The sequence below is a fragment of the Sphingomonas sp. Leaf22 genome (genome assembly GCF_001421715.1).
GTDB lineage: Bacteria > Pseudomonadota > Alphaproteobacteria > Sphingomonadales > Sphingomonadaceae > Sphingomonas.
The window spans coordinates 140,599-165,210 of sequence record NZ_LMKP01000043.1 but is presented as its reverse complement, the minus strand read 5'-3'; the positions used below and the strand labels follow the sequence as shown (position 1 = coordinate 165,210).

The 24,612-nt window shown below is 70.3% G+C and carries 13 protein-coding genes and 1 CRISPR repeat array; of the genes, 1 reads left to right on the top strand and 12 read right to left on the bottom strand.

Annotated features, from left to right (window positions below):
• Nucleotides 1–166: 166 nt before the first annotated feature.
• A CRISPR array of direct repeats spans nt 167–3,309; the repeat unit is 29 nt; unit sequence GGGTCGATCCCCGCGGGTGCGGGGGAGAC.
• A 67-nt stretch (nt 3,310–3,376) separates the two neighbouring features.
• From cas2e to drmD, 12 genes are all read right to left on the bottom strand, one after another.
• Nucleotides 3,377–3,703: a type I-E CRISPR-associated endoribonuclease Cas2e gene (gene cas2e, locus ASE70_RS17375; RefSeq protein ID WP_056402906.1), complete on the bottom strand. Its 327-nt coding sequence runs from the start codon at nt 3,701–3,703 to the stop codon at nt 3,377–3,379.
• Nucleotides 3,704–3,707: 4 nt separating this feature from the next.
• The gene (cas1e, locus tag ASE70_RS17370; RefSeq protein WP_056507548.1) at nt 3,708–4,628 is read right to left on the bottom strand and encodes a type I-E CRISPR-associated endonuclease Cas1e; all 921 of its coding nucleotides are present in this window, start codon (nt 4,626–4,628) and stop codon (nt 3,708–3,710) included.
• Nucleotides 4,629–5,399: a type I-E CRISPR-associated protein Cas6/Cse3/CasE gene (locus tag ASE70_RS17365; protein WP_056507546.1), complete on the bottom strand. Its 771-nt coding sequence runs from the start codon at nt 5,397–5,399 to the stop codon at nt 4,629–4,631.
• Entirely contained in the window at nt 5,396–6,127 is a 732-nt protein-coding gene (cas5e, locus tag ASE70_RS17360; RefSeq protein WP_200909567.1) for a type I-E CRISPR-associated protein Cas5/CasD, read from the bottom strand. The genes ASE70_RS17365 and cas5e overlap by 4 nt, the downstream gene beginning before the upstream one ends.
• A complete protein-coding gene (gene cas7e, locus ASE70_RS17355; RefSeq protein ID WP_056507544.1) occupies nt 6,124–7,335 on the bottom strand; it encodes a type I-E CRISPR-associated protein Cas7/Cse4/CasC in 1,212 nt (403 codons plus the stop codon). The genes cas5e and cas7e overlap by 4 nt, the downstream gene beginning before the upstream one ends.
• Nucleotides 7,336–7,347: 12 nt before the next feature.
• Nucleotides 7,348–7,887: a type I-E CRISPR-associated protein Cse2/CasB gene (locus ASE70_RS17350; protein WP_082451102.1), complete on the bottom strand. Its 540-nt coding sequence runs from the start codon at nt 7,885–7,887 to the stop codon at nt 7,348–7,350.
• Entirely contained in the window at nt 7,877–8,131 is a 255-nt protein-coding gene (locus ASE70_RS17345; RefSeq protein ID WP_056507539.1) for a hypothetical protein, read from the bottom strand. The genes ASE70_RS17350 and ASE70_RS17345 overlap by 11 nt, the downstream gene beginning before the upstream one ends.
• A gap of 60 nt (nt 8,132–8,191) precedes the next feature.
• Nucleotides 8,192–9,367: a hypothetical protein gene (locus ASE70_RS17340; RefSeq protein ID WP_056507536.1), complete on the bottom strand. Its 1,176-nt coding sequence runs from the start codon at nt 9,365–9,367 to the stop codon at nt 8,192–8,194.
• Nucleotides 9,368–9,582: 215 nt separating this feature from the next.
• Nucleotides 9,583–11,442: a DUF1998 domain-containing protein gene (drmB, locus tag ASE70_RS17335; protein WP_056507534.1), complete on the bottom strand. Its 1,860-nt coding sequence runs from the start codon at nt 11,440–11,442 to the stop codon at nt 9,583–9,585.
• Complete coding sequence (gene drmA / locus ASE70_RS17330; RefSeq protein WP_056507532.1) at nt 11,439–14,888, bottom strand: DISARM system helicase DrmA; 3,450 nt, start codon at nt 14,886–14,888, stop codon at nt 11,439–11,441. The genes drmB and drmA overlap by 4 nt, the downstream gene beginning before the upstream one ends.
• Entirely contained in the window at nt 14,885–18,715 is a 3,831-nt protein-coding gene (locus tag ASE70_RS17325; RefSeq protein ID WP_082451101.1) for an Eco57I restriction-modification methylase domain-containing protein, read from the bottom strand. The genes drmA and ASE70_RS17325 overlap by 4 nt, the downstream gene beginning before the upstream one ends.
• Nucleotides 18,712–21,852, bottom strand: a complete 3,141-nt coding sequence (gene drmD / locus ASE70_RS17320) for a DISARM system SNF2-like helicase DrmD (RefSeq protein ID WP_056507530.1) — start codon at nt 21,850–21,852, stop codon at nt 18,712–18,714. Before drmD ends, ASE70_RS17325 begins: the two co-directional genes overlap by 4 nt.
• 160 nt (nt 21,853–22,012) lie before the next feature.
• Between drmD and ASE70_RS17315 the strand changes: the two genes are divergently transcribed.
• Complete coding sequence (locus ASE70_RS17315) at nt 22,013–24,490, top strand: CRISPR-associated helicase/endonuclease Cas3 (protein WP_056507528.1); 2,478 nt, start codon at nt 22,013–22,015, stop codon at nt 24,488–24,490.
• Nucleotides 24,491–24,612 lie beyond the last annotated feature (122 nt).

Here is a 24,612-nt window from a genome sequence, read left to right as displayed (position 1 = left end):
TGCGGCCCCGCTTGATCAGGTCGGTCCCCTCGCACGCTGGACAACGCATCCTGTCCTCGCCGTCCAAATCAAAGGAACACAGAAGAATCCAAAACGCGCCTCGTGTAAACAGTCCCCGCGGGTGCGGGGGAGACCGCAAGAAGGCCGGGCTGCCAGCCGAGATCAAGGGTCGATCCCCGCGGGTGCGGGGGGAGACGCGAGCGGATGCAGGGCGTCCACCCCGACATCGGGTCGATCCCCGCGGGTGCGGGGGAGACCGAAAGAGATTGGCAACGTCGCCACTCAGATCGAGTCGATCCCCGCGGGTGCGGGGGAGACCCGTCGAGCTTGACGTCGCGCTCGGCGACCGTGGGTCGATCCCCGCGGGTGCGGGGGAGACACCGCGTTCAGGGCCTCCGACATGGCGATAGCGGGTCGATCCCCGCGGGTGCGGGGGAGACGGAAGGGTGGTAAGCAGCCGGTAGGTGATGACGGGTCGATCCCCGCGGGTGCGGGGGAGACTACACTGCTCCCCGTTGCGTCTGTCAGGGTTGGGGTCGATCCCCGCGGGTGCGGGGGAGACTACGGCATTGAGCCTTCAAAGGTTAGGTACAGGGGTCGATCCCCGCGGGTGCGGGGGAGACTTCGTTGACGCGCCGCCCATGGCCCTGCATTGGGGTCGATCCCCGCGGGTGCGGGGGAGACTCGGCGCAATCCTGGATGAACTCATCATTGCCGGGTCGATCCCCGCGGGTGCGGGGGAGACGTCAGCGGGCCGGTAACGCCGTTGCGGACGATGGGTCGATCCCCGCGGGTGCGGGGGAGACCGCAGCTGCGCAGCATCCCAGTAATCGGACAGGGGTCGATCCCCGCGGGTGCGGGGGAGACACGATGGGCGGCCCGGGCACGTTCTGCGTACCGGGTCGATCCCCGCGGGTGCGGGGGAGACGCAGGTTCGCGCCGTGCCGCACCAGGTCCCATGGGTCGATCCCCGCGGGTGCGGGGGAGACTAACGCAGGTCGACCAGATCGGCCCCGCTGCGGGGTCGATCCCCGCGGGTGCGGGGGAGACCCTTTGCTCCATTGCGGCGCATCAGGAGCATTGGGTCGATCCCCGCGGGTGCGGGGGAGACTGGCTGATCGGCCAGTACGAAGCCAGCGCAGAGGGTCGATCCCCGCGGGTGCGGGGGAGACATGAGGTTGAACGGCCATCCCGTCATCATGCTGGGTCGATCCCCGCGGGTGCGGGGGAGACACCGGGAAGTTAGCGGGGCCAGTGATCATAGGGGGTCGATCCCCGCGGGTGCGGGGGAGACCGTGACCAGCTTCGGCCACGTCATTACCGCCAGGGTCGATCCCCGCGGGTGCGGGGGAGACGCGGGTGGCTTGGGGCGCTTGGTCACGGTGATGGGTCGATCCCCGCGGGTGCGGGGGAGACAGCATGACGACGCGCCTAAACCGCCAGACCCTGGGTCGATCCCCGCGGGTGCGGGGGAGACGCCTTTGTCGCGTGGCTCGACATAGATCGTCGGGGTCGATCCCCGCGGGTGCGGGGGAGACGACAAGGACGGCAACGAGATCGCGTCGGCCCCGGGTCGATCCCCGCGGGTGCGGGGGAGACGGCAGGCGCTGGCGTGACGTTCGGGAAGGCGAGGGTCGATCCCCGCGGGTGCGGGGGAGACTCGGTCCGGTGCCGTACAACCCGCAGGCACAGGGGTCGATCCCCGCGGGTGCGGGGGAGACATCGCGGCGTCGAGCGAGGCAGTGTAGCGATAGGGTCGATCCCCGCGGGTGCGGGGGAGACCGCCTGCCGATCGAACCGGCCGCCGCTGGCAAGGGTCGATCCCCGCGGGTGCGGGGGAGACGCAAGGCCCTTGGTGCTATCGCCAGTCGACTTGGGTCGATCCCCGCGGGTGCGGGGGAGACTCACTTCCCCCGCCTCGACGTCGCGCATGAGCGGGTCGATCCCCGCGGGTGCGGGGGAGACGTTGGTGGAACGCGCTCCGACCTATAGCATCCGGGTCGATCCCCGCGGGTGCGGGGGAGACGCCAAGGTCGGCGTGGATCGGTCCTATGTCCTGGGTCGATCCCCGCGGGTGCGGGGGAGACATCGCCCTGGAGCTGTAGGAACGCGTTCATAAAGGTCGATCCCCGCGGGTGCGGGGGAGACCGCCGGATCGGCCGCCGCATAGCCCAGGTCGAGGGTCGATCCCCGCGGGTGCGGGGGAGACGCCGATCGCGTCCTTAAAGGCCGCCTCCATGAGGGTCGATCCCCGCGGGTGCGGGGGAGACGCGCGGGCACCTGGGCGCCGTCGCCGGGGCTGGGGTCGATCCCCGCGGGTGCGGGGGAGACGTTGGCGGCCTCGATTGCATAGAGCTTTGCCATGGGTCGATCCCCGCGGGTGCGGGGGAGACCCGTCAACGCCTTCCGGCATCGCCGCTGGCGCGGGTCGATCCCCGCGGGTGCGGGGGAGACGAACGCTACTGCGCCGGGCCGCGCCTCGAACTGGGTCGATCCCCGCGGGTGCGGGGGAGACGGTTGAGGCTGGTCAGGAACGTCTTGAAGCTGGGGTCGATCCCCGCGGGTGCGGGGGAGACCTTCAGCCCGAGCTTTCCCCCAATCCAGCAGCGGGTCGATCCCCGCGGGTGCGGGGGAGACTGCGATCGTCATGCCGATCCGGTCGCCGGGTGGGGTCGATCCCCGCGGGTGCGGGGGAGACGCGGCCCTGCCGGCGCACATTACGGTCGAGAAGGGTCGATCCCCGCGGGTGCGGGGGAGACATCGATACCGCGATGTACGCGAATTACCCGCCGGGTCGATCCCCGCGGGTGCGGGGGAGACAGCAGCCAGCGGCGGGTATAGCCGGTGGTATTGGGTCGATCCCCGCGGGTGCGGGGGAGACTGGCCGAACGCCAGATTGCCGGCCATCTGCGGGGGTCGATCCCCGCGGGTGCGGGGGAGACGCCTATGCCGATGCTGGGCTGTCCGACGCCGAGGGTCGATCCCCGCGGGTGCGGGGGAGACGGTGCCATTGTTAGTGAGAACGGCGCGAGCGGGGGTCGATCCCCGCGGGTGCGGGGGAGACCCGTATGACGCCTGCGGACTTAGCTTGAGTTTGGGTCGATCCCCGCGGGTGCGGGGGAGACGTTCTGCTTCATGAAGGCGCGGATCAGGTCGAGGGTCGATCCCCGCGGGTGCGGGGGAGACGCGACGAAGAAGCGTACGGGCACATTCAAGCGGGGTCGATCCCCGCGGGTGCGGGGGAGACCTTGAAATCCAGTGCGAACAAACAAGCAAACGGGGGTCGATCCCCGCGGGTGCGGGGGAGACTCTGCCGGTCAACTGCCTCGTTTCGTTCACGATGTCAAAGATCGCCTGTCGCGCACCCTTCAAAGCCTCACCCCGGCGGTTCTGGCATCTGGCGTCCCGACAATGCGCGGCGGACGAGGAGGATGCCGTCATGCGCGACCACGTCCTTGGGCGGTTCGCCAAGGACCGACAGGCCGAGACCACCCGCCGATGCCGGTTCGGCCCAGCACATGACGATGCTGCCACGGCGCAGGCGGGTGTGCCATTCCTCGACGACGGTCCAGATGCGGCCGCGCACGCCGGCGCTCATGCGGGGCTGGGCATAGACGCCGGGGGCGAGTTCGAGCATCGCCGAGCCGAGGAAGCCGCGATAGCGATCCTCGACGTCGCGGGTGATGACGACGGTCAGCGGCACGGCGTCAGCCCGGATCGGACGGGAGCGGCGTCACGGCAGATGAACCGGGCGGTTCCGTCGCGCTGGCCGGCATCAACAATGCCTTTATCCGGTCGATCATGCCGGGGATGACACTGCGCTGGCGGAAGAGCAGGGCGGCGCGTTTGCGGACCAGCCGTTCGATCGGCGCAGCCCTCCGTGCCCGCGCTTCGCGCACCGCACCGAAGGCGATGTCGAGCAGCACGTCGTGGCGATACAGGTCGCCGATATCGAGCACGAAACTCTGCCCAGAATCTTCGTGGACGAAGCCCAGTTGCGGGATCGCGCCGGTCGCGGCGACGGCAACCGCTGCGGCAGCGGTCATCGCCGATCCGGCATGGTTGATCGCCTGGTTGGCGAGGTCACCGGCCTCCGGGTTTTCGCGGTCGTAGCGGCGACCGTTCCACACGATGCCGTGGCGTTCGGCGGCGAGGACATAAGCGCGCTTGATCCGCGCGCCCTCCTGTCCGCGCAGCACGGCGACGTCGCGGGTCCGTACGATTTCGCCGAAGCGCATCGCGTACATCGCGCGCGCGGTTTCCATGCGCAGCTTCGGATCGGCCCAGCGGCGAACCTGCGCGCGGGCCAGCGCCGAACTGTCGGGCATCAGCGGCGGCGCGGTGTAGAAACGGACCGCGCCGTCGCCGATCGCCGCCAAGGCGCAACCATGGCGGGCGAGCAGGCGCAGCGCGTCATGGGTGACGCTCGACCCCGGTCCCAGCAGCACGATCGAGATGGCGTGATACGGAATCTGGTAATCGCCCGCGCCCAGCGCCCCGCCACCCGCCGTCACGAACCGCAGACAGCCATCCTCCACCTCCAGCCGTCCGCGATCCAGCCATACCAGCCCTTGCCGATCGGCATGGGGGATACGCGCCTTTTCAAGGCCGAGGCGACCCGACAGCATCTACCCGGCCCGGTTCGGTGGCGCGAGCAGCAACATGCCATAGCCGAAGCCCGAATGCCGCCCGATCCCCTTGGCAAGCAAGTCGGCGAAGACCACCGGATCGGCGATCGTCAGCGTTCCGCCGATCAGCGCGTCTGGCCCTTCGACCCGGTGGGTGCGGCGTCCTTCGCTGCGATGGGTGTTGCGCAAGGCGCGCGTGCGACGGAACAGACGGAGGTCGGCATGGTCCAGCGTCGCGGCACCGGCGAGGCGGGTTGCGAGCCAGTCGATATAGACCGCCGCCCGGTCGACCGTGTCGGGATCGCCGCCCGCCCGTTCGATCCGTTCGCGCGCGGCGACATGGGCGTCGATCTCCCCGGCGTTGCGCTGCCATGCGTCGGAGCGACCGGCCCGTGCCGCGCGAACCGTCTTGCCGAACCGCACGACCGGGCGCACCCGCACTTCGAAGCCATAGCGCGCGCCTTCCCGCCAGGTCCCGGGCATCGGCTGTAGCTGAGGCTCGCCGTCGAACACCGCCTGCACCTCGGTATCGGTCGGGGGCAATGCTGCGGCGTCGTCGAACGCGGTACGATCCCGAACATAGCCCAGCAGATGCGGCCCCTTCCCATGGTCGGGCAGGAACCGGAACGGGTGCGGCGCGGCATCGCCGAACCGTGCGAGGAGTGCGGCATGCAGCGCATAGCCCAGATCCTCATCGCTCAGCCGCCGCGCCACCGCGAACGCCGCCAGCGCCCGGACATGGATGCCGATGCGGGCCAGATGCAGGGTCACGGCGTCACCGCCGGCCAGTCGAGCCGTCCGACCATCACCCGACGCAGCCCGGCATGGACCCCGGCGGGCCAGTGGCGTTCGTCGGTCAGTTCCTCGGTCTGCGCATCCTGTGCAACGACGCCGCCGGTCGGTTCGCCGAACGGCCATTGCGCGCGGATCGCGGCGGGGCGGCGAAGCTCGATCTTCGCGAACCCCAGCGCCAGCGCGTCGGGGATGGTGTCGGCCTCCACCTCGCCCAACAGCAGCGGGCGCGACGGTAGGAACGGCTTGCGGCCCAGAAACAGCGGACGTTCGGGGCGGCGCAGCGCCTCCGCCAACGCATCGAGATCGGGCGCGGCGTCCGCAGGCTCCAGCCGACATGCGATCAGGACGCGGGCATCGGCATCCATGTCGCGATAGCGGATATGTGGCGATTTATAGGTGTCGGCACCGCCCGCACGCCCCTCTACCCGGCCGCGCGTGGTCCAGCCGCGATCATTGGCACCGAGCTGGGCGGTTTGGAACTCGCGCTCGCGCCGACCCTCTACCACGCGCGCCGATCCGATCACCAGCCGCCCCTGCAACGCGGCATGGGCATCGACGTCGAAGCGTTCCCAGCCGAGCGCATTGGCGAACAGCCCGGCGACCATCGATTTCGATGGAAAATCGCGCACCACGCCATAGGCATCGACCAGATCGCCGCCGAAGCTCATCAACGGCGCGTCGCAATCGAGCAACAGGTGTTTCACGCAGCCGCGTCCCGCACGACCGATCCGGCCCAGGTGGCCAATTCCCGCAGCGGGCCGTTGGCGATGCCGGTCAGCGCCAGGTCGGGCATCGCGGTAAGGCGGCGGGCTTCGCCGGTTTCGTAGAGAGTATCATAATCGGCGAGGTGCTTTGCCATCGCGTGCGCCGTGCGTTGACCGAGCGAGCCTTCGGGATCGTGATCGGTCGCGATCGCATCGCGAAAGGCGTTGGCCAGCGTACGCGGCTGACGGTCGCCCGCCTCCACAAGCACCAGTTCCGCACGGCTATAGGGTGCGGTCGATCCCTTCTTGGCCCCCGGCGAGATTTCGGCGACGAGGTGAACGAGATGCTCGACCACCTGCGCCGCCAGCGCGCGGTCGTGGTCGCCGGTCCAGTTCTTGCGGTCGCAGCCGGTCAGGTTCGATACCAGCAGCGGCACGTCGACCACGACATAGCCGTAATATAATCCGGAGGTTAGTTCGGTGTCGAATACGCCCGCGGCCCCGGCATCGTCACCCTGTTCCCGGTCGCGGAGGTCGTCGACGACGGTGAAATAATCGGTCTCGGCCTGCATCGCATGGACGGTGAAGGCATGGGCGACATGGATCGCCGCGTCGCGATTGGCGCGGGTGTCGCTGGTCACCATCCGCCCGAACAATGCGGCCTCCAGCGATGCCGCCAGCAGGTTCTGATCGCGCAACTGGTTCAGATTGTTCTTCTGTTCCTTGACCCAGATATCGGCCGCCGCCTTCACGCCGGCTACGCTCGCGCTTTCGGCCAGCAGGCGTTCGGCCTCGGACGCCAGCCATGCCAGTTCGGGGCGACCGAACAGCAACGCCTGCCGCTGCTGCTTGTCCTTCGCGTTCTTGCCGTAGAATTTGGTGATGAACGCTTCCTCGACCGCGTCGACCATGTCCTTGTCGAAACGGGCGCGCAGCGGGCCGGAGACCTCGCGCTCGATCGCTTGTTTCGAGCGGACGCCCTCGACACCGTTGCGCTTCGCCAGTTCGTGCAGCGCGCGGGGATCGTCGGCCATGCGCCAGTGGCGCTTCAGGCATTGCGACGACACCCGCGTGCGGGTGGCAGTGCCGAAGGGCAGGCGCTTGGCGAGGCCGGCATCGTCGCGGTTGAGCAAGGCACCCGGCCATGCCGCGAGGAAATGGATCTGGATGAATTTCGGCACGATGCCGTCGGTTGCGGTGGTCGTCATGCGAAATCCCTTTCAGTTCGATTTGGCCTGCGCGGCGTAATAATGCCGCGCCATGCGCAGCCGGGCGCTGTCCGATTTGATCGGATCGCCGCCCAGCAAGTGATACATGTCCCACAGGTTCACCGGCTGGCGCTCCCGCGACAGGATGCGGACGGCGAGCGCCAACTGATCGACCAGCGCCTCGCCCCGGCTGGCGAGCAGGCGCAGCAGCCGCTTTTCCGAAAAGCCGGCCTCGAACAAGGCACCGCCGACTCCGCGTTTCTCGTCATGCGGATACAGCGCGGCCGTACCCGACAACAGCCCGGCGAAATGGCCGATCAGGCGCAGTCGGGTCCAGTCCTGCTCGATACGCGATTGCGGTACCTTCGCACCGAGCAACGCCTTGATCGCGACCGCATCGGCCGCCGGCGATTTCGTCAGTTCCATCCGGCGCAATGCCGCGCGGTCGCCGCTCGACATGCCGTGCAGCTGGCGTGAGATCGACCGCATCCAGTCGTCGGGCGGTGTTGCCGTTGCCGGGGCTGCGCCCGTCGCGGCGGGGTTACTCGCCATGTTCGGCCTCCTCGACCCATTTCTTCATCTCGTAATGGAGCAGCGATCCGGCGCGGGCGCGGGCCGGAACCCGGCGAACCTCGTTACCGGGCGCGGCTTCGGCGGCGATGGCGAAGGTGTCGGTCGCGACGTCGCACAGTGTCGTCCGCCAGGCCATGCGGTGATTGTCGTCGGTCGCGGTGACCTCTGCCCAGAACGGTCCGTCGAAGAAGATGCCGTCGACCGTTTCGTTGAACCGGTTCATCCAGCGTTCGATCTTCTTCTTCGCGGAATCATCGTCCAGCCGTGCCTTGTCCGGGCCACCTTATACCAGCGAGATCAACGCGCGGCTGAGACGGCGGCTGGCCTGGAATCCCTCTTCGGCGCGCTTGCCGGCAACCTCGCCGATGCGGTCGATCGGCAGGGGGCGGCCTGCTGCGTCGCGCAGTGCGCCGGGGGTGCAGACCGTGCGGCGGTGCAGTCCCTCGGTCTTGCCCTGTCCGCGCACCAGTGCGGCGGCGACGATCGCCAGCCCTTCCCGGTCGTCGGCGGGATCGGCCTTGGCCAGCCGGGGAAGGGTGATCTTCGCCTTGTCGAGCAGCGTCGCCATCTGCCGATAGCCGAAGCCCGCGCCGCTGGGGGTGTGGCTGGTCGATCCGTCCGCCTTCATCGGTGCCCATGGGTCGAGCGTCGCGCCCTTCAGGTCGGATGCCGCGACGCGGGCGCATTTCGACCCGGCGGCCAGCGCCTCGATGCCCGCAGGCGTGCGCCGCAACCGCACCCGGCGGCAGATTTCGACATAGAGTTCGTCGAGCCCGTCATAGGCCAGCGACAGGGTGCCGTCCCACGGCGCGGTCCACAGCAGCAGGGTGCCGGTCCGTCGGTCGGGTCGCGCGCGGGCGTCGGCGACCAGCCGCGCGACGTCGCGTCCGAATGCCCGTGCCGCGCCGCCAAGCGGCCGGATGCCGAGGCTCATGCGCGACGCAAAGCCGCCATTCATGCGCGAGATGCCGTAATTGCCGGCGCCCAGAAACCCTTCGGTCGTCTGCAACGTGACCAGCGCGAACAGCCAGTCCTCATCGCTGGCACCGGCCATGCGCTCCTGTTTCAGGTCGTGATTCTTCGCGGTCACCAGCATGTCGAGCGCGTCGGGCGTGGGGATGCGGTTCTTGTACGCGGCGCGGTCGGTCGGGGCGAGCGTCGGTGGCTGGAGCAATGCCGGCTTCGACCAGTCGTCGACGACCAGTTCCCATGCTTCGGGCAGGTCGGGGGTCATGCCCATCAGCAGGTCGCGCCATGCCGCCTCTCCCGTCGGCCGCGTGTCGGTATCGGCGTGGATCAGCGCCATCGCCGCCACCTGTACCGTAAACGCATGCCAAGGCTCTCGCTGGTGCGGGCGCAGTGCCGGAAAGCTCCACGCCTGCCCGTCCGCCAGCGCCGCGAAGGCCGCGAACAGCGAACCGCGATGCACCCGGCCGTCTTCGTCCTGCCAACCGATCATGCCGCCCTCCCGCCGCCGAACATGGCCGATGGAGCCGGGCAGTCAAGAGCACGCATAGGATCGCCGCCACTTCGGTTCCATCCCTGCGCGATACCGCTGCGAAAGTCGCAACGTGCGCCCCGATCTTGCCGTACCCCCGTCTGCGCGGAGGTACGAGAAAGGGACGTTCGCGGAGGAATCCGGTAGCGGCATTGGCCTGTGGGGCGGCGACATGGTCATGCGCCGAACAACGCCGCCGCATCGGTCAGCACCGTGGGTGCAGTCAGCGCGCGGTCGAGGTACAGGTTGCGCGCCTCGCAACTCGTTTCGGCAACCAGCAGGCAGCTATGGCAGGCCGCGCCGCTCAGCGCGCGTTCGTCGGCATGGGCGTCGGGATCATGTTCGGCACAGATCGGATCGCCGCTGCACAATGCCAGCCGGTCGAGCGCGCGTTCGGCGATCGCCCCCAGACGCGGCAATATCGCGACCAGTCCGCCCAGCGTCCCCTGCGTACCGGTCGAGGCGGTGTAGAGCAGCAGGCCGAAGCGTTCGCCATCTTCGTTAACGATCGCATACAGCCGTTCCTTGAGCGCGGTCGCGGGATAGCCGCAGTCGAGGGCGATCTCGGTCATCAGCGCGTGGCTGAAACCGTGCATCGCGTAATAGGCGAGGCCGGGAAAGCGCAGCTTGTCGCCATAGGCCTGACCGCTGCGCCAGCGGTCCCATCCGCTCAGCAACGCTTCCCCCCGCGCCGCCACCGCCGGGCGGGTCAGCCACGACCGGATCGCCTGTGGATCGAAGCGCAGGAAGATGCCTTCGCCCAGTTGTTCGACGGCGGGCAGCCATTCGAGATCGACGGCCAGCGCCGCGCCCTCGACCGCGATATAGAGTTCCTCCAGATCGCCGTCGATCGCGGTCGGCGCGGCTTCGAACCGGGTAAAGCCGTACAGGCAGGCGACCTCGCGCAGCCGGTGGACCGCGACCGCCGCAGCGATCGGGGACAGGCGCGGCCGATCGCCGTCCCATTCGGCGCGGGTCAGGGTGCGGGCGAACAGCCGGGCGTCGGGGGTGTCGCTGCCGATGGCGGGCAGGCCGGAGGCGAGCAGGTCGAATTCGGCGACCTTGGGGGCTTTGGCCAGGGTCTGATGGCCGGTGCTGCGCAGTTGCGCGACGCGGGCGACGATGTCGGCATCGCTCCATCCGGCCAGCGCCGCGCGCAACGCCGGGTTGGCGCGGCGGGCGATCGCCATTTCCGCTTCGGCCGTCACCCAGTCGATCGCGTCCATATGCGCCTCGACCAGTCGGGTCAGCTCGTCCTCGCCGGCGGGCAGCGAGATGACGGTCAGTACCTGCGGGAAATAGGCGTTGGTCGCGGTACGGGTCAGGAAGCGCAGATTTTCGCCGCAGTCCGCGTCGTCGGTCGGCAGCCATGGCCGACGACCCCGGCATTTGCCGAACCGGCCATCGGCCTGTGCATCGCGCAGCGACAGCGCCGCACCGCATCCGCAGACGATCCGGGTCGAGGCGGGATCGCCCGACGTCCCGCGCTCCTCCAGCCAGAGCGGTTGGACGCAGCGCCCGGGCAGGTCGACATGCACGGCATAGGCCCAGTCGATGTCCTGCAAATGCCCCTTGTGACAGCCAGCGACGAAGCGGATCGGCGTCACCGCCAGACGGCGCCCGTCATCGTCGATCAACTCGGCCCGGCCGCGCGGGTTCAGGTCGCGCCAGCGGACCAGCCGGCGGCGACGGACGTCGCCCGCGTCGTCGGCATCGCGGGCAACGAACCATGAGGGGAAAATGCGCGCCTCGATGCCCGGCGGTTCGCCGGGGCCGGTGCGATTCTCGTCATGCGCCGGCGGGGTGCGCAAGGTCAGCCGGACGCCATCGGCCAGTCGCCCGTTGCCGCGCAGCAGCGCCTCCAGCACCGCCGCCGCGCGCGGTTCGTGGATCGGACGCCAGCTGCCGCGTTCGCGCATGTGCCACAGGTCGAGGCCGCCGATGACCACCGACCGCGTCGGCAGGTCGACCATCGCGCCGGGACCGAAGCCCAGCACCAGTTGCGACTGGCGCAGCGTCACGGGTTTGCCGGTCATGCCATGTCTCCTGCGCCGCCGACCCGTTCGCCGGTCGGTCCGCGCGGCCGGACCAGCACCGCCGGTTCGACGTCGCGCATGCTCCATCCGGCCTGGAACCGCCGGTGCGCGGGCGACAGGTTGCCCAGCACGGGGTCGAGCGGAGGATGGAGCAGGCGTTGCGGGCGATCCTCGTAGCTGAACCGTCCGCCCGCGCCGGTCTGTTCGCCGGCGATCGCGATCCAGTCGTCGAGCAGCCCCTCGATCGTCGCCGCCAGCCGGTCGCGGCCGCCATCGATTCCGGCGGGCGCGCGATCCACCAGATGCGCGACCACCGCCGCACGGGTGGCGGATGCGCTCGCCAGCGCCGCGACCGCGTCGGAGGGTGTCAGCGCCGGATCGAGATGGCGGGCGATCGCCACCACCACCGCCGCCAGCGACCGGTCGAGCGCACGCGCCGACCATGGCGTGACGCTGGTCGCCTCGACCGCGCGATAGAAGGTGTCGTGGAAATGGCTGAATTGTTCGAAATGCATCCGGTCGCGCGGGCGGTGGACGTTCAACACCGCCACGACCAGTCCGGGGCGCGCCGGATTGCGGCCGACACGGCTGGTCGCCTGGATATATTCCGCCGCGGTCTTGGGCTGGCCCTGCACCAGCATCAGTCCCAGCCGATCGATGTCGAGGCCGACCGAGATCATGTTGGTCGCCAGCGCCACATCGAGCGGGTCCGGCCCGTCGAAGCCCGTCTCCAGCCGCCGTTTGGCCGCCGCGACCTGATCGGTCGACACGCGCGACGTCAGTTCGACCGGTTCGCCGAGCAGCCGGTCGCCGAACGGCCGGTCGACCGGCTCGATCCGTCGCCGCTGCGTACCATAGCCGGCAAGCCGGTTCGCGACCTCGTCCTCGACGATGCGACGCGCGCCGCCCAGTTCACGCAGCGCGTTGAAATAGCACAAAGCCGTGCGATAGGCATCGGCGTCGCCGCCGTCATCGGCCAACCCTTGCGCCGCGCCGAGCAGGGTCACCAGCGCCTGCAGGAACACCAGCTTCGGCCCGCGCCCGGCGGCGGCGATGCCGACATACCAGCGCGCCGGATCGGTCGTGCTTTCGGGACAGGTGCGCGCGAAAAAACTGTCGCGGCGGTCGATGCCGGGCGGGGGAAAGATGCGCGTTTCGCCGCGGTCGAACAGCGCGCGGATCTGGTCGCCGGCGCGGCGGACGGTGGCGGTCGACGCGACGATCTTCGGCCGGACCCGTTGTCCGTCGACGCTGCGGCTGGCGAGGCGGTCGATCGCGGCTTCGTACAGACCGGCGACGGTGCCGAGCGGGCCGGAGATCAGGTGCAGTTCGTCCTGCACGATCAGGTCGGGCGGGTCGAGCCGATGGCCGCCGTCCAGCGCGCGACCCCGGCCGGGTTCGGCCGCACCGTAAAAGCCGCTGTCGTCGGCACGGTCGACATGGCCGAAAAACGCCCCCGCCGCCCCGATCCATGGCAGCGCCGCGAATTTGTCGACGGTCGCGATCAGGAACGTGGGCAGGCGGCGATAGATCGCTTCGTCGACCGTCACCACCGGCAACGCCCGGTCGCCGGTGAAGGGGCAGGCCAAGTTGACGCAGCGCAGTTCGAGATTGGTCGGCGCATCGGCATGGGGCACGCAGCGGAAGCTCTGCGGGGTGAAGGCAGTGCCGCACCACGGACACGCCTTGATCGGGGCGGGCGCGCGGCTGTCGCGGCCGCTGGTATAGGCGCGGACGCGGCGGACGGCGGTGCCCTCGCGCTTGTCGCCCTTGCGCCCCAGCTGGTTGGGGCTGGCGTCGGAGCCGACCCACAGCCCGATCTCGATCGGCCAGTCGCCGAGCAGCGGACGACCGCCGGCGTCGCGGTACCCGGCCCCGGTGCGCAGCAATTCGAGTGCGCAGACCAGCCCCGCCGCCCGTCCCAGCTGGTCTAGCGTCAACAGCCGCAGCGTATAGCGCATGATGACCGATACGCCCGCACCGAGCAGCCCGTCCCCCGACAGGCGACGCAGGGCGATGGTGAAGGCGGCAAGGCCCAGATACGCTTCGGTCTTGCCGCCGCCGGTCGGGAAGAACAGCAGGTCGGCTATCTCGCGGTCGGCATGGCGGCGGTCGGCCATGCCGGGCAGGTTGAGCAGCAGGAAGGCGAGTTGGAACGGTCGCCATGCCGGGTGAGCGTCGCCCGGCCGTCGGGCGCGGGTCGCGTCGGCGATGGCGCGGTTGGCGATCTCGAACGCCTGTCGCACCCGCGCATCGGTCCCCAGCAGCGCGATGCCGGCGGCGATGCGGCCACGCGCTTCGTGTTGCGCGGCTATCAGCGCGGCGGCGGTGCGGGCCCGTTGCGGTGCCCCGGCGATGTCGGTGGCGGTAGCCGCGGTGTGCTGACCCTCCGTCCAGCCGGCATAGGCGGCAATCAGCGGTTGCAGCGCCGCCTGTAACGCCGCACCGTCGCCGCGTGCCAGTTCGGCGAGGCGGTCCATGCCGAACGGCACCGCATCGACCCCGGCCGCGACGGTGCGTTCCACCGAGGCCAGTGGCATATGCGTCGTGTGGACCTGGCGGACCGTGCCGTCGTCGTCCACACGATGTGCCGCCGCGCAGCCGAGCCCGGCGGCATAGGCGGCGCTGTCGCGATAATGGAGGTCGGCGAGCTGGTCGTCCCAATCGTCGCGGGCGATCCGCGACAGGTCGTGCTGCGCGACGAACCCCGCTTCGCACCGGAGCGTCAGGCGGACCTGATAGGCATAGGCAAGGTCGCGATAGCGCGACGGCGGTTCGAGCCGTTTGTTGACCAGGAACACCGTCACGACCCGGACCGCGCGCGTCGTGCCGTCGGGCAGTTTCAGCGCGAACGGCCGCGCCCGCACCGCCAGTTCCAGCGCGCCGCCGGGCCGGGCGGTGGCGGCGGTGTCGGGCAGGGGATGGTGGGCGATGCCGTGGTCGACCGGTGGTAGGGGGAGCGCGATGCCATGGCTGCGCGGCACCCGCCGCCAGCCGATCGGCTGACCATGCGGTTCGCCGCCGCTGTCGAGCATATCGGGCGGCAGCGGCGGTTCGGGAACATAATCGCCCCAGTCGACCATTACGTCGATCGTGCGAACATCGGCATCGACCATCGTCGACAGGCCGATACTGCTCGGCAGGTAGCGACGACGCGCGGGTGGCGGATCGGGTTCGTCGTGATCGCCCGCCGCTCCGCCGGCCCCGAAGCCGGCATCGTCGAACAGATAGCTGTCGATATCGTCGGGTTCGGCATCGGCGGCGATGTCCGGCACCGCGGTCAATTCGCCTGACGGCGCGATGAACCCCGCCAGATACCAGCGCGACGGGTTTTCGCCGGGCGGCAGCCGTTCGGCGGCAAGGTCGGCATCGTCGCGTTCGCACGGGCCGATCAGATTGCGCCGCAGCCGCCGGACCAGTTCGGCGCGCACGCCATCGGCATTCACAACAGTCGCTCCATCGCCGCGCGTTCCTCGTTCAGTCGCAACAGTCGCCCCAGCACCGCGTCGCGAAACGGCGCGGGCCAGAACAGGCGGTCGTGGTACCGGTGGTCGTCCTCGCGATCGGCATCGAGCGGGACGGGTGCCGCATCGGCGGCGAGATCGTCCCAGCCATAGGCGACGAGGACCGCGCGATCCAACGCGGCGTGCAGGTCGCGTAGCGTCGCGATGTCGGGCGCGCTGTCGGCGGCGCGGTGGAACCGGTTGTAGGTTGGCGTCATGCCTGCGCCACCCGCGACCATCATCGCCGCGCGGTGATCGTGACAGGCTTGCCCGACCGCTTCGAGCGCGGCGTCGGCGGCATGGTCTAGGGGCAGCGGAAAGGTGTCGAAGCAGTCGGACGGGGTGTAGCGCAGGTCGTCCTTCATCGACGATGCGAAGAACCGCACCCAGACTTCGTGAATGCGGGATTGCAGCACCGCAAAGGACGCAAACGAGGGCAGCGCGAACACGTCGACGGATTCGCCGAAAATCTGGTTCGCATCGACGCGGGCGATCGCCAGATGCGGGCTGACCCGGCACAGCGCCAACACCGTGGCCAGCCCCGATATCGCGGTATAGAGATCGGGCCGTTCGCGTTCGTACAGCCACCAATTCTCGCGGGTCGACCGAGTGCTGACATGGTCCCGCTCGCGCTTCACCGTGTCGCGACACAGCCGGTACAGGCGGGGATAGTCGTTCTCGACCTGCGCTTCGGTCAGGCCGGAAAAGTTCATGGCGTACCGGCTTGCGCGATGCAGGGGATGGTTGTTCAGGTCCTCACCGCCTAGCAGGGGCTTGATCCGGGCGGCGCTCTGTGGCTCTCGGGCCAGAATGGCGTGCATAGAGGCCAGCCGGTGTTCTTCGCTGGCGGGCCGATCGTCGCGAAACGCAAAGCCGTTGCCATAGAGTTTGGAACCTTCGAACGCCTGTTTCCGGTTGGCCCGCAACGACGCCGGCGACCCGTCCAGATCGCCCTCCATCAGATATGCCGAGATCCGCCGCACCGGTCGTCCGTCGAGCATCGGCGGCGCGTCGTCGTGCCCGCCGCGCCGGACGAAGACCTGCGCGACGACCACCGCCGCCTCACCCTCCCACACGTGGCGGCTGACCGCGCGGTAGATGACGCCGCCGTCGCGCAGGATCCGGGTCAGGCCGGTCTCGCGCGTATCGCCCTGCCGGATGGTGTTGGTCGCGATCAGCCCAAAGCTGCCGCCGGTGCGCAGCAGTCCGAATGCCCGGCGGAAGAAATGCGCCGACAGGTCGGCATTGCCATGCGCCCCGGCGTGAAGCGTCTTGAGCCAGTCGGGATAGGCGGCGGCATGGCCGGCGGCGATGGTGTTCTTGCCCGCAAAGGGCGGGTTGCCGATGATCGCGTCGAACCCCGGATCGGGGCGGGCGAACACATCCTCGAACGCCAGTTCCCAATGGAAGCTGGTGATGCCGATCGGCGGCGCGCGCAACGCCGCCTGCCATTCGACGAGTTGCGCCCAACTGGCCGCGCCGGGGGCCAGGACACATTGCTGCACCTCGGCCAGCCGCGCATCGCGGTCGCGCGCACCGGTCCCGGTGAAGAACGACCACAGGACCGCATCGGCAACCAGCTGCGCGCGTTCGAGCGCGATGGTCGCGGCGAGATGGCGGCGTTCCTGCGCAGCATAGGGCGCGATTTCCGCCTCGCTGCGCATCAGGCGGCGCAATTCGGCCGCGGCATCGATTCCGTCGCGCACGATCGCCTCGACAAAGCTGTGCTGCCCCGACACCTTGTTCCACGTCACCGCGACGATCTTGGGATTGGGCAGGCCGACCAGACTGTCGCCGGCGCGCAGCACCGCGTCGAGAAAGGTGAATTCATGCGCGCTCGCCAGCGTTTCCAGCCATAGCGAGAGCTTGGCGAGGTCGATCGCAAGCGGGTTGCGATCGACGCCGCGCAGGCAGTGCTGCGCGACCAGCCGCTTGGCGTGGAGCAGTTCGTCCTCGTCGGTCGGGATGGTCGGGCGCTGCGCCGGGCAGCGGCTCCATGCCGCGACCAGCCGTTCGCCCAGTTGCCGGCACGCCTCGACCAGGAACGCACCCGATCCGGCGGCGGGATCGCAGACCTTGAGGTCGAGGATGTCGGCCGGGCCGGCATCGGGGCCGATCCGGGCGAAGGCGGGGGCGAGCGCATGGGCGACGATCGGGCGGGTCAGCGCGGCGGGGGTGTAATGGCTGCCGGTGCGGCGGCGTTCGTCGGTGGGTTGCAGGATCGGCGTCCCCGCCACGACTGGCTGCCCGCGCGGGCAGGCACGGCGGTCGACGACGGGGGAAAGGGCGATGGCGAGGGTGTCGGCATCGGCCGCCGATCGGATCGCACGGGCGACGGGGGGCGCGAAACTCCCGCGACCGGTCAGGGTCTGCAGCCGCTTTTCGCGCTCGCTGCCGGGTACGCCCGCCAATGCATCGAGATCGACCCATACCGGCACGCGGTTGCCCTTGCCCGCGCGGATCGCCAGCGCCGTGCCGCCCGCGCGCTCGACGGTGAAGCCCATCACCGTTTCGTACACCGACCCGATCTGTTCGACGCTGAGCGAGCGATAGGCGACGCGCTCGCCGCCCAGCATCAGCAGCCCGTCGAGCACGCGCAGCACGCAGCCGTCGCCGACCGGCAGCACCGTTTCCGGATCGTCCGGCGCGGTGCGGCCGAGCAGGAAGGGAAAGGCGGCCTCGCTGAACAGCTTGCCGCCGCGCGCCTGCATGAATCCCGACGGATGGCCGCGATCGACCAGCCGGAACAGCGCGATCAGCCGCCCCCATGCACCGCGCCGGTCGTCGATCGTATCGGGATACTGGGCGGCATCCTCGCGCAGCCGCAGGTGCAACGCACCCAGTGCATAGCCCTGTTCATACAGCGCCGCCGCCGCGCCGCCGGGGGCGGACGGCATCAGCGCGCGGTCCTCGGCATAGAGGATGAAGATCAGCCGCAGCAGCACCGTCAGCAACGCTTCGTAGAGATGCTGCGGGCGCTCGCCGGCCAGCGCGCGGACCCGCTCCGGCGCGGCGGCGTCGAGACCGCGCAGCAGTTCGTGAAGGCTGGCCAGCACCTGCCCGGCGAGCCGTGCCGACACATCGGCCTGCGCGGCGCGGCTTTCGGCGAGGAGTGCGGGCAGGCGGTGCGAGGGCGGTCCGGTGAACAGCGCATGGGCGTCGAGCAACAGTTTCAGCCCGGCGAGCATCGCCCGCCCGCCGACGCTCGCCAGCGCGTCGAGCGGCCAGCTCATATGCCCCGACACCTCACCGCGCGGCGCGACCACCAGCCGCAGGACGCGTTCGGTCGGTGCATCGTGCCGCCCGGTCTCGCGCAGGCCGATCAGTACCCCGGCGAGGATACCGGTTTCGCGCAGCAGCCGTTCGAAACGTTGCTGCGCGGTGGCCTCCCATCCGTCGAGCGTGCCGCGCCGGTCGAGGATCACGTCCTCGATCCGCACCAGCAATTGCGGCGCGCCGTCGTTCGTCAGGACGACGCCATGCGGTTCGAGCAGCGTGTCCTGTTCGGGAAAGGCGATGCGCAGCGTGTCGGGGATCGCCGGTCCGCCGGGTGCGCCGGCCACCCGGTCGGCGGGCCAGCCGAGGATGTCGTGGAACAAGCGCCACGGATCGGCGTCCGCCAGCGCCGCCGCGACCGCCATGGAATCGCGGGCGTGCTGCGGTGTCGGCCACGCGCCGATCCGGGCAAGCGCGGCGGGGGCGACGACCAGCCCGACCGGCTGGAGATAGCCGATCCAGTCGTGCAGTCCGTGGGCATCGGCCCGGCTCATGCGGCGGGCCACAGATAGACGAGGCCGATCGGTTCGACGCGGGTGGCATGGATCGTCGCGGCACCGCGCAGTCGTTCGGGCTCACGCACGCGCTCCTCCGCGAGCCGGGCGGTGGCGCGTTCCCACGACCGGCGGTCGGCGGCGCGCTGTCGCGCCTCGGCCGGGTCGAGCAGCAACGTCAACTGCGCGTCGTCGCTGCCGCGTTCGCGCCCGATGCGGGCGAGCCGTGCGTCGAGCAGCGTTTCCAGCCCGCGCGCCTCCGCCGCCGCGCGCCGGGCGAGTTCGGTGGCGACCCGCGCGCGATGCGCCTCCGCCCGCGCCAGCAGTGCCGGACGCAACTCGGCGATGTCGCGGGCCGACCGGGAGGTCGCGTGGGTCGCGATGGCGGGGTCGGCGTCCTCGGCGGTCTTCAGTGCGGCGATCAGGTCGTCGAGGACCCGGCTCTCCGCCTCGCGGCCCTCGGCCAGGATCCGCAACGGGCCGTCGTCACGCCACTCGGCGGCGATGCTCAGGACTTCCTCGTGCAGTCGCGCCACCTTTTCCCCGTATAGCGCCAGACGCCCGATCAGGATCACGCGCGGCGACGATGCGGCCGGCGCGCGGATCACGCAGGCGCGCTCCAGCCCCTGCCGGAACCCCGCCGACAGGAACTGGCCGAGCAGGCGGCGGACGAGGCGGTGTTCGAGATGCAGTTGTACAACGTCGCCGGCATCGCGGCCGTCGGGCAGGATCGCCGGCGCGAAGCTCACCCGCCGGACCGCGGCATCGGCGCGCCAGTCGCCGGGGCGTTCGCCGGGCCGGAGCGGGCGAACGCGCAATTCGTCGAGCAGGGGTGCCCAGCTGGCATCCTGCACCATCCGGCCCTCGTCGAGCGCGAACACCGGCGTCGTGCCGATCGCCGCCGGCCGGTGCCAGCCGCCGCCCGACCGTGCCAGCGCCAGCCCGACCACCGACTGCAATTCGTCCGGATCGATGCCGACCCGCTCGCGCGCCTTGTCCAGAGCAGCGGCAAGGTCCGCCTGTTCGCGCCGCAGCCGCGCCAGCCGTGCATCGGCCCCGTCGTCCAGATCACGCACCGCCGCGCGCACGCGGTCGTCGGCCTCGGCATCGCGAATGCGTCCGGCCAGCGTCGCCGCCGCCGCGCGATCGATGCCGCCGCCCGCCAGCCGGTCGGCGATCCGGTCGCCCAGTACCTGTCCGGCCGATCCCAGCTGCCGCCGGATCAATTCGGTCTTGCGCACCAGTGCGTCGAGCACGACGTCCTCGGGCCGCTGTGCATAGACGAAATAGCGGCAGGTGACGGTGGCGCTTGGTTGCAGCTTGCGGTCGATCCGCCCGTTGCGCTGTTCCAGCCGCGACGGGTTCCATGGCAGGTCGACATGGATCAGGTCGTGGCACTGCGTCTGCAGGTTGATGCCCTCGCGCGCGGCGTCGGTGCAGATCAGGATGCGCAGCGGATCGTCGGGATCGTTGAAGGCGCGCTTGACCGCCTCACGCCGTTCGGTCGAGGTGAGCCCGGTAAAGCTGTCGATCCGCCGCGCCTCGTGCACGTCGCCCGGGTCGAGCAGCACCGACAATTGCCGCTGCAACCAGCGGCGCGTATCCTCATATTCGGTGAACAGGATCAGCCGCCGGTCGCGCCACCGCCCGTTATCGTCGAGCAGGTGGGACCGCGCCCAGTCGACGATCCACCGCACCCGCGCATCGGGACCGCCGCGCGCGGCGTCGGCAATGGCCAGCATCGCCAGCGCATGGTCGCGCTCGGCGGCGAGCGGACCGGCCTCCGCCGCGATCGCCGCCTCGCGCTCGGCCAGCAGGTCGAGTGCGGCGGCTTCGTCCTCGGCACGTTCGGGCGCGTCGACCGCCTCGACCATCGCCCGGTCGAGGCCGTCGAGATGCACCCGCAACGTCCGCGCAAAGGCCGGGATGGAGGACAGCAGCCGCTGCTGCAACCCGACGAAACCCAGCCGCGCCCGCGCCGCCTGTGCGCCGGGCAGCGTCGCGATCCGCGCCTCGCGCAGGGCGCGATATTCGGCCAGCATCGCCGCCAGCACCAGTTCGGGCGCATCGGCGGGCAGGTCGCGCAAGCCGACCGGTTCGACCACCCGCTGCGGAAACGCCTCCCCCAGCGCGCGCAGGTCGCTCTTCAGCCGGCGCACCATCACCGGTTCGAGATCGGCGGGCCGCACCGGCACCCCGCGCGTGAAACGCTGCGGATCGAGCAGTTCGAGCAGCGTCGCGAAACTGTTGGGATGGCCGTTATGCGGCGTCGCCGACAGGAACAGCCGGTGTTCGAACCGGTCCGACAGGTCGCGCAGCGAGCGGGTGAACTGGCTCTCGATCGCATAGCGTCCGCCGCCCGCCGGTGCCGCATGATGTGCCTCGTCGAGGATCAGCAGCGAGCGCGCGCGAAAGCCGCCGAGCAGGTCGCGCAGCCCGGCGACATAGGCTTCCTCCCCCAGCAACCGGTGCGACAGGATGAACCGCGACCCCGCCGCCCACGGGTTGGCACCATAGCCGCGACGCCGCCGCAGCGCCTCCAGATGCGCGGCATCGACGATCTCGAACGCCAGCCCGAACTTGGTCTGCAACTCGTCGCGCCATTGCAGCGTCATCGCCGCCGGGGCGAGCACGACCGTATAATCGACCCGCCGCCGCAACAGCATCTCGCGTAGTACCAGCCCGGCCTCGACCGTCTTGCCGAGGCCGACATCGTCGGCGATCAGCAGGTTCACGCGCGGCAGGCGCAGCGCCTTGCGCAACGGCAGCAACTGATAGGGATCGAGGCGGATGCCGGCGCGGAACGGGGCCTGGAACAGGTCGCGCTCGGCAGCGGTCGCGGTGCGCCAGCGAACCGTGCGAAGATAGGCGGAAAAGCTCGCCGCATCGCCGCCGCCGCGGGCCAGCGCGTCCCATGCCTCTTCGTCGTGCAGCCGTGCATCGACCTCGGCGCTCCACAGGATGCGTGCTTCCTCGCCGCTGGCATCGTCGTCGATACAGGCGAGCAGATGGCCGTCGAGCGGCCCGTCGGGTTCGGCCTCGACCATCCATAGCCGCCCGCGCAGCGACACGAACTGGCCGACCCCCGGCGGTCCGGCGCGCGCAGGGGCGCGGCCGGTGGATTGCGTGTCGGCCATGCGGAGCGCCCCCTTTCCTGCTTACGACAGTGCGGGCCGGCGGACGCGCTGCCAACGAAGGTTGCGTCCGCTTTGCTGGCGGCTTTCCTCCGTTTCGGATCATTTGGGTGCGGGCTATCGAACGGATAGGGTGCAGTATGGGCGGGGACGGGGAGCGGCGATGGTCTGGGCGAAGCTGAAAAAGAATGCCGACGGCCGGGTGGCCGCCGCGCTGCCGCTGGTCGATCATTGCCTCGACGTCGGAGCGGCGATGGCGGCGGTGTTGCCGGGCTGGACCCGGCCGCTCGAAGCGGCGGCGGGGCGGGCGCTGACGGGGCAGGACATGGCGCGGCTCATCGCGCTCGCGGCGTTGCACGATCTCGGCAAGGCCAATCGCGGGTTTCAGGCGCGGATCGACCCGAAGGCGAACCAGAAGATCGGCCATGCCGGCCCAGTTGCAGCCCTGCTGTGCCATTCGAAATTGCGGGCGGGGGAGGCGGCGCAGGCGATCGGTGCGATGCTCGACGCCTGGGGTGCCGCCGAACATTTCGCGGCGGTGATGGCGCATCATGGCAGGCCGGTCGATGCGTTCCGCTTTCCGCCCGATACCAGTGAATGGATGAAGTTCGCCGGATGCTGGATGCCGGAACATGGTCACGATCCCGCCGCCGATGTCCTGCCGGTCCTTGCTGCCGTCCGCGCGCGCTGGCCGCTGGCATGGGAGGCCGGCGAGCCGCTGCCGCAGGCACCGCGCTTCGTCGCGCTGTTCGCCGGGCTGGTGACGCTGGCCGACTGGATCGGGTCCGACAGCGACCGCTTTCCGATCGAGGAACCCTATGGCACCGATCGGGTCGCGGTGCGGGACGTGGCCGCGGCGGCAGCGGCGCAGGCGCGCGGGTTGTTGCCGTCGGCCACGCCGCCCGGTGATTTCCGGGCGGCGTTCGGCAAGGACCCTTTCGCGTTTCAGGCGCAGGCCGCCGCCGACGACCTTGGCCCCGTCGCGCTGATCGAGGCGGAGACCGGATCGGGCAAGACCGAGGCGGCGTTGTGGCGCTGGATCGAACTGCGGCGACGGGGCGAGGTCGACGGACTGTTCTTCGCACTGCCCACGCGGTCGGCGGCGGTGCAGTTGCACCGGCGCGTCGACACCATGCTGAAATCGCTATGGGGTGCCGACGCGCCGGAAGCGGTACTCGCCGTGCCGGGCTATCTGCAGTCGGGCGATGCCACCGGGCAGGCGCTGCCCGATTATGCCGTCCGCTGGGACGATGGCGAAGCGGGCGGCAAGCCCGATGCGCGCTGGGCGGCGGAGCGGGCCAACCGGTTTCTCGCCGCGCGGGTGGCGGTGGGGACGATCGATCAGGCATTGCTCGCGACGCTGCCGGTGCGCCACGCGCTGTTCCGGGCATCGGTGCTGGCGCGCAGCCTGTTGGTCGTCGATGAGGTCCATGCCTCCGACGCGTATATGGCCGGGCTGCTCGACCGGTTGCTGACCCATCATGTCGCGGTGGGCGGTCATGCGCTGCTGTTGTCGGCGACGCTCGGCGCGCGGGCGCGGGCGCAGTTGCTGCGACAGCCGATCGTGTCGCAGGATCAGGCGGTTGCGGTCCCCTATCCGGCGCTGTCGGGTCGCGATGCCGTTCGCGCCGTGGCCGGGGCGGGGCGCGAGAAGCGGGTGCGGATCGAGACGGCCGGCGAGATCGACGACCCGGTCGCCATCGCCGAACGCGCGGTGGCGGCGGCCTGCGCCGGCGCGGCGGTGCTGGTGGTGCGCAACAGTGTCGGCGGCGCGATCGCGGTGGCGCAGGCGGTGGCGGCGCGCGCGCCCGAATTGGCGTTCCGGGTCGGCGACGTCGCGACGCTGCACCATGGCCGGTTCGCGCCCGACGACCGGCGGCTGCTCGACGCGGCGGTGGAGACCGCGTTCGGCAAGGCGCGCGGTGCGGGCGGGCGGGTGCTGGTCGGCACGCAGACGCTCGAACAATCGCTCGACATCGATGCCGACCTGCTCATCACCGATCTGGCCCCGATCGACGTTTTGCTCCAGCGGATCGGGCGGCTGCATCGGCACGCGCGCGACCGCGGTGCCTTTACCGAGGCACGCGCGATCGTCCTGCGGCCGGCCGAGCGTGATCTGACGCCGTTGCTGACGCGCAAGGGCGGGTTCCATGGCCTTGGCGGGCATGTCTATCCCAACCTCGTCCAGCTCGAAGCGACGCTGCGCCGGATCGAGGCGACGCCCGACATCGTCATCCCGCGCGACAACCGCCGGCTGGTCGAGGGGGCGTTGCATCCGGGCGCACTGGCCGAGGTCATGCGCGACCAGGGTGTGGCGTGGCAGAACCATGCCGCAGAGCGATCGGGCGGGGTGTCGGCCGATGGACAGACCGCCGCGCAGGTCGCGCTCGACCTGTCGCAGCGTTTCAGCGAACTCGACTGGCGCGATGCGGAGAAGGCGGTGACCCGGCTGGGCGGGCGCGACCTGTTGATCGACCTCGACCCGCCGCTGCCGGGACCGTTCGGAAGGCCGGTGCATCGGATTGCCGTGCCGCATTGGATGGCCGAAGGGGCAGCGCCGCTCGACCGGAGCGAGGGGACGCTGCGGATCGGCAACCGTAGGCTCCGCTACGACCGATGGGGATTGCAGCGGGAGGGGTAAGGGCCGCGCTCCCCTCCCGTCACCTCGGGTCAAGCCCGGGGTGACGGGTTGGAGAAACGTCGCTCGCCGTCGACGGGTCGCCGCCATCTCCAACCCATAACTCGGGGTCATGCCCCGGTTGA

Coding starts and splice junctions, on each gene's coding strand:
- cas1e (WP_056507548.1), bottom strand. CDS start 4,628: ATGCTGTCGGGTCGCCTCGGCCTTGAAAAGGCGCGTATCCCCCATGCC.
- cas7e (WP_056507544.1), bottom strand. CDS start 7,335: ATGACGACCACCGCAACCGACGGCATCGTGCCGAAATTCATCCAGATC.
- ASE70_RS17350 (WP_082451102.1), bottom strand. CDS start 7,887: ATGGCGAGTAACCCCGCCGCGACGGGCGCAGCCCCGGCAACGGCAACA.
- ASE70_RS17345 (WP_056507539.1), bottom strand. CDS start 8,131: ATGAACCGGTTCAACGAAACGGTCGACGGCATCTTCTTCGACGGACCG.
- ASE70_RS17340 (WP_056507536.1), bottom strand. CDS start 9,367: ATGATCGGTTGGCAGGACGAAGACGGCCGGGTGCATCGCGGTTCGCTG.
- drmB (WP_056507534.1), bottom strand. CDS start 11,442: ATGACCGGCAAACCCGTGACGCTGCGCCAGTCGCAACTGGTGCTGGGC.
- ASE70_RS17325 (WP_082451101.1), bottom strand. CDS start 18,715: ATGAGCCGGGCCGATGCCCACGGACTGCACGACTGGATCGGCTATCTC.
- drmD (WP_056507530.1), bottom strand. CDS start 21,852: ATGGCCGACACGCAATCCACCGGCCGCGCCCCTGCGCGCGCCGGACCG.
- ASE70_RS17315 (WP_056507528.1), top strand. CDS start 22,013: ATGGTCTGGGCGAAGCTGAAAAAGAATGCCGACGGCCGGGTGGCCGCC.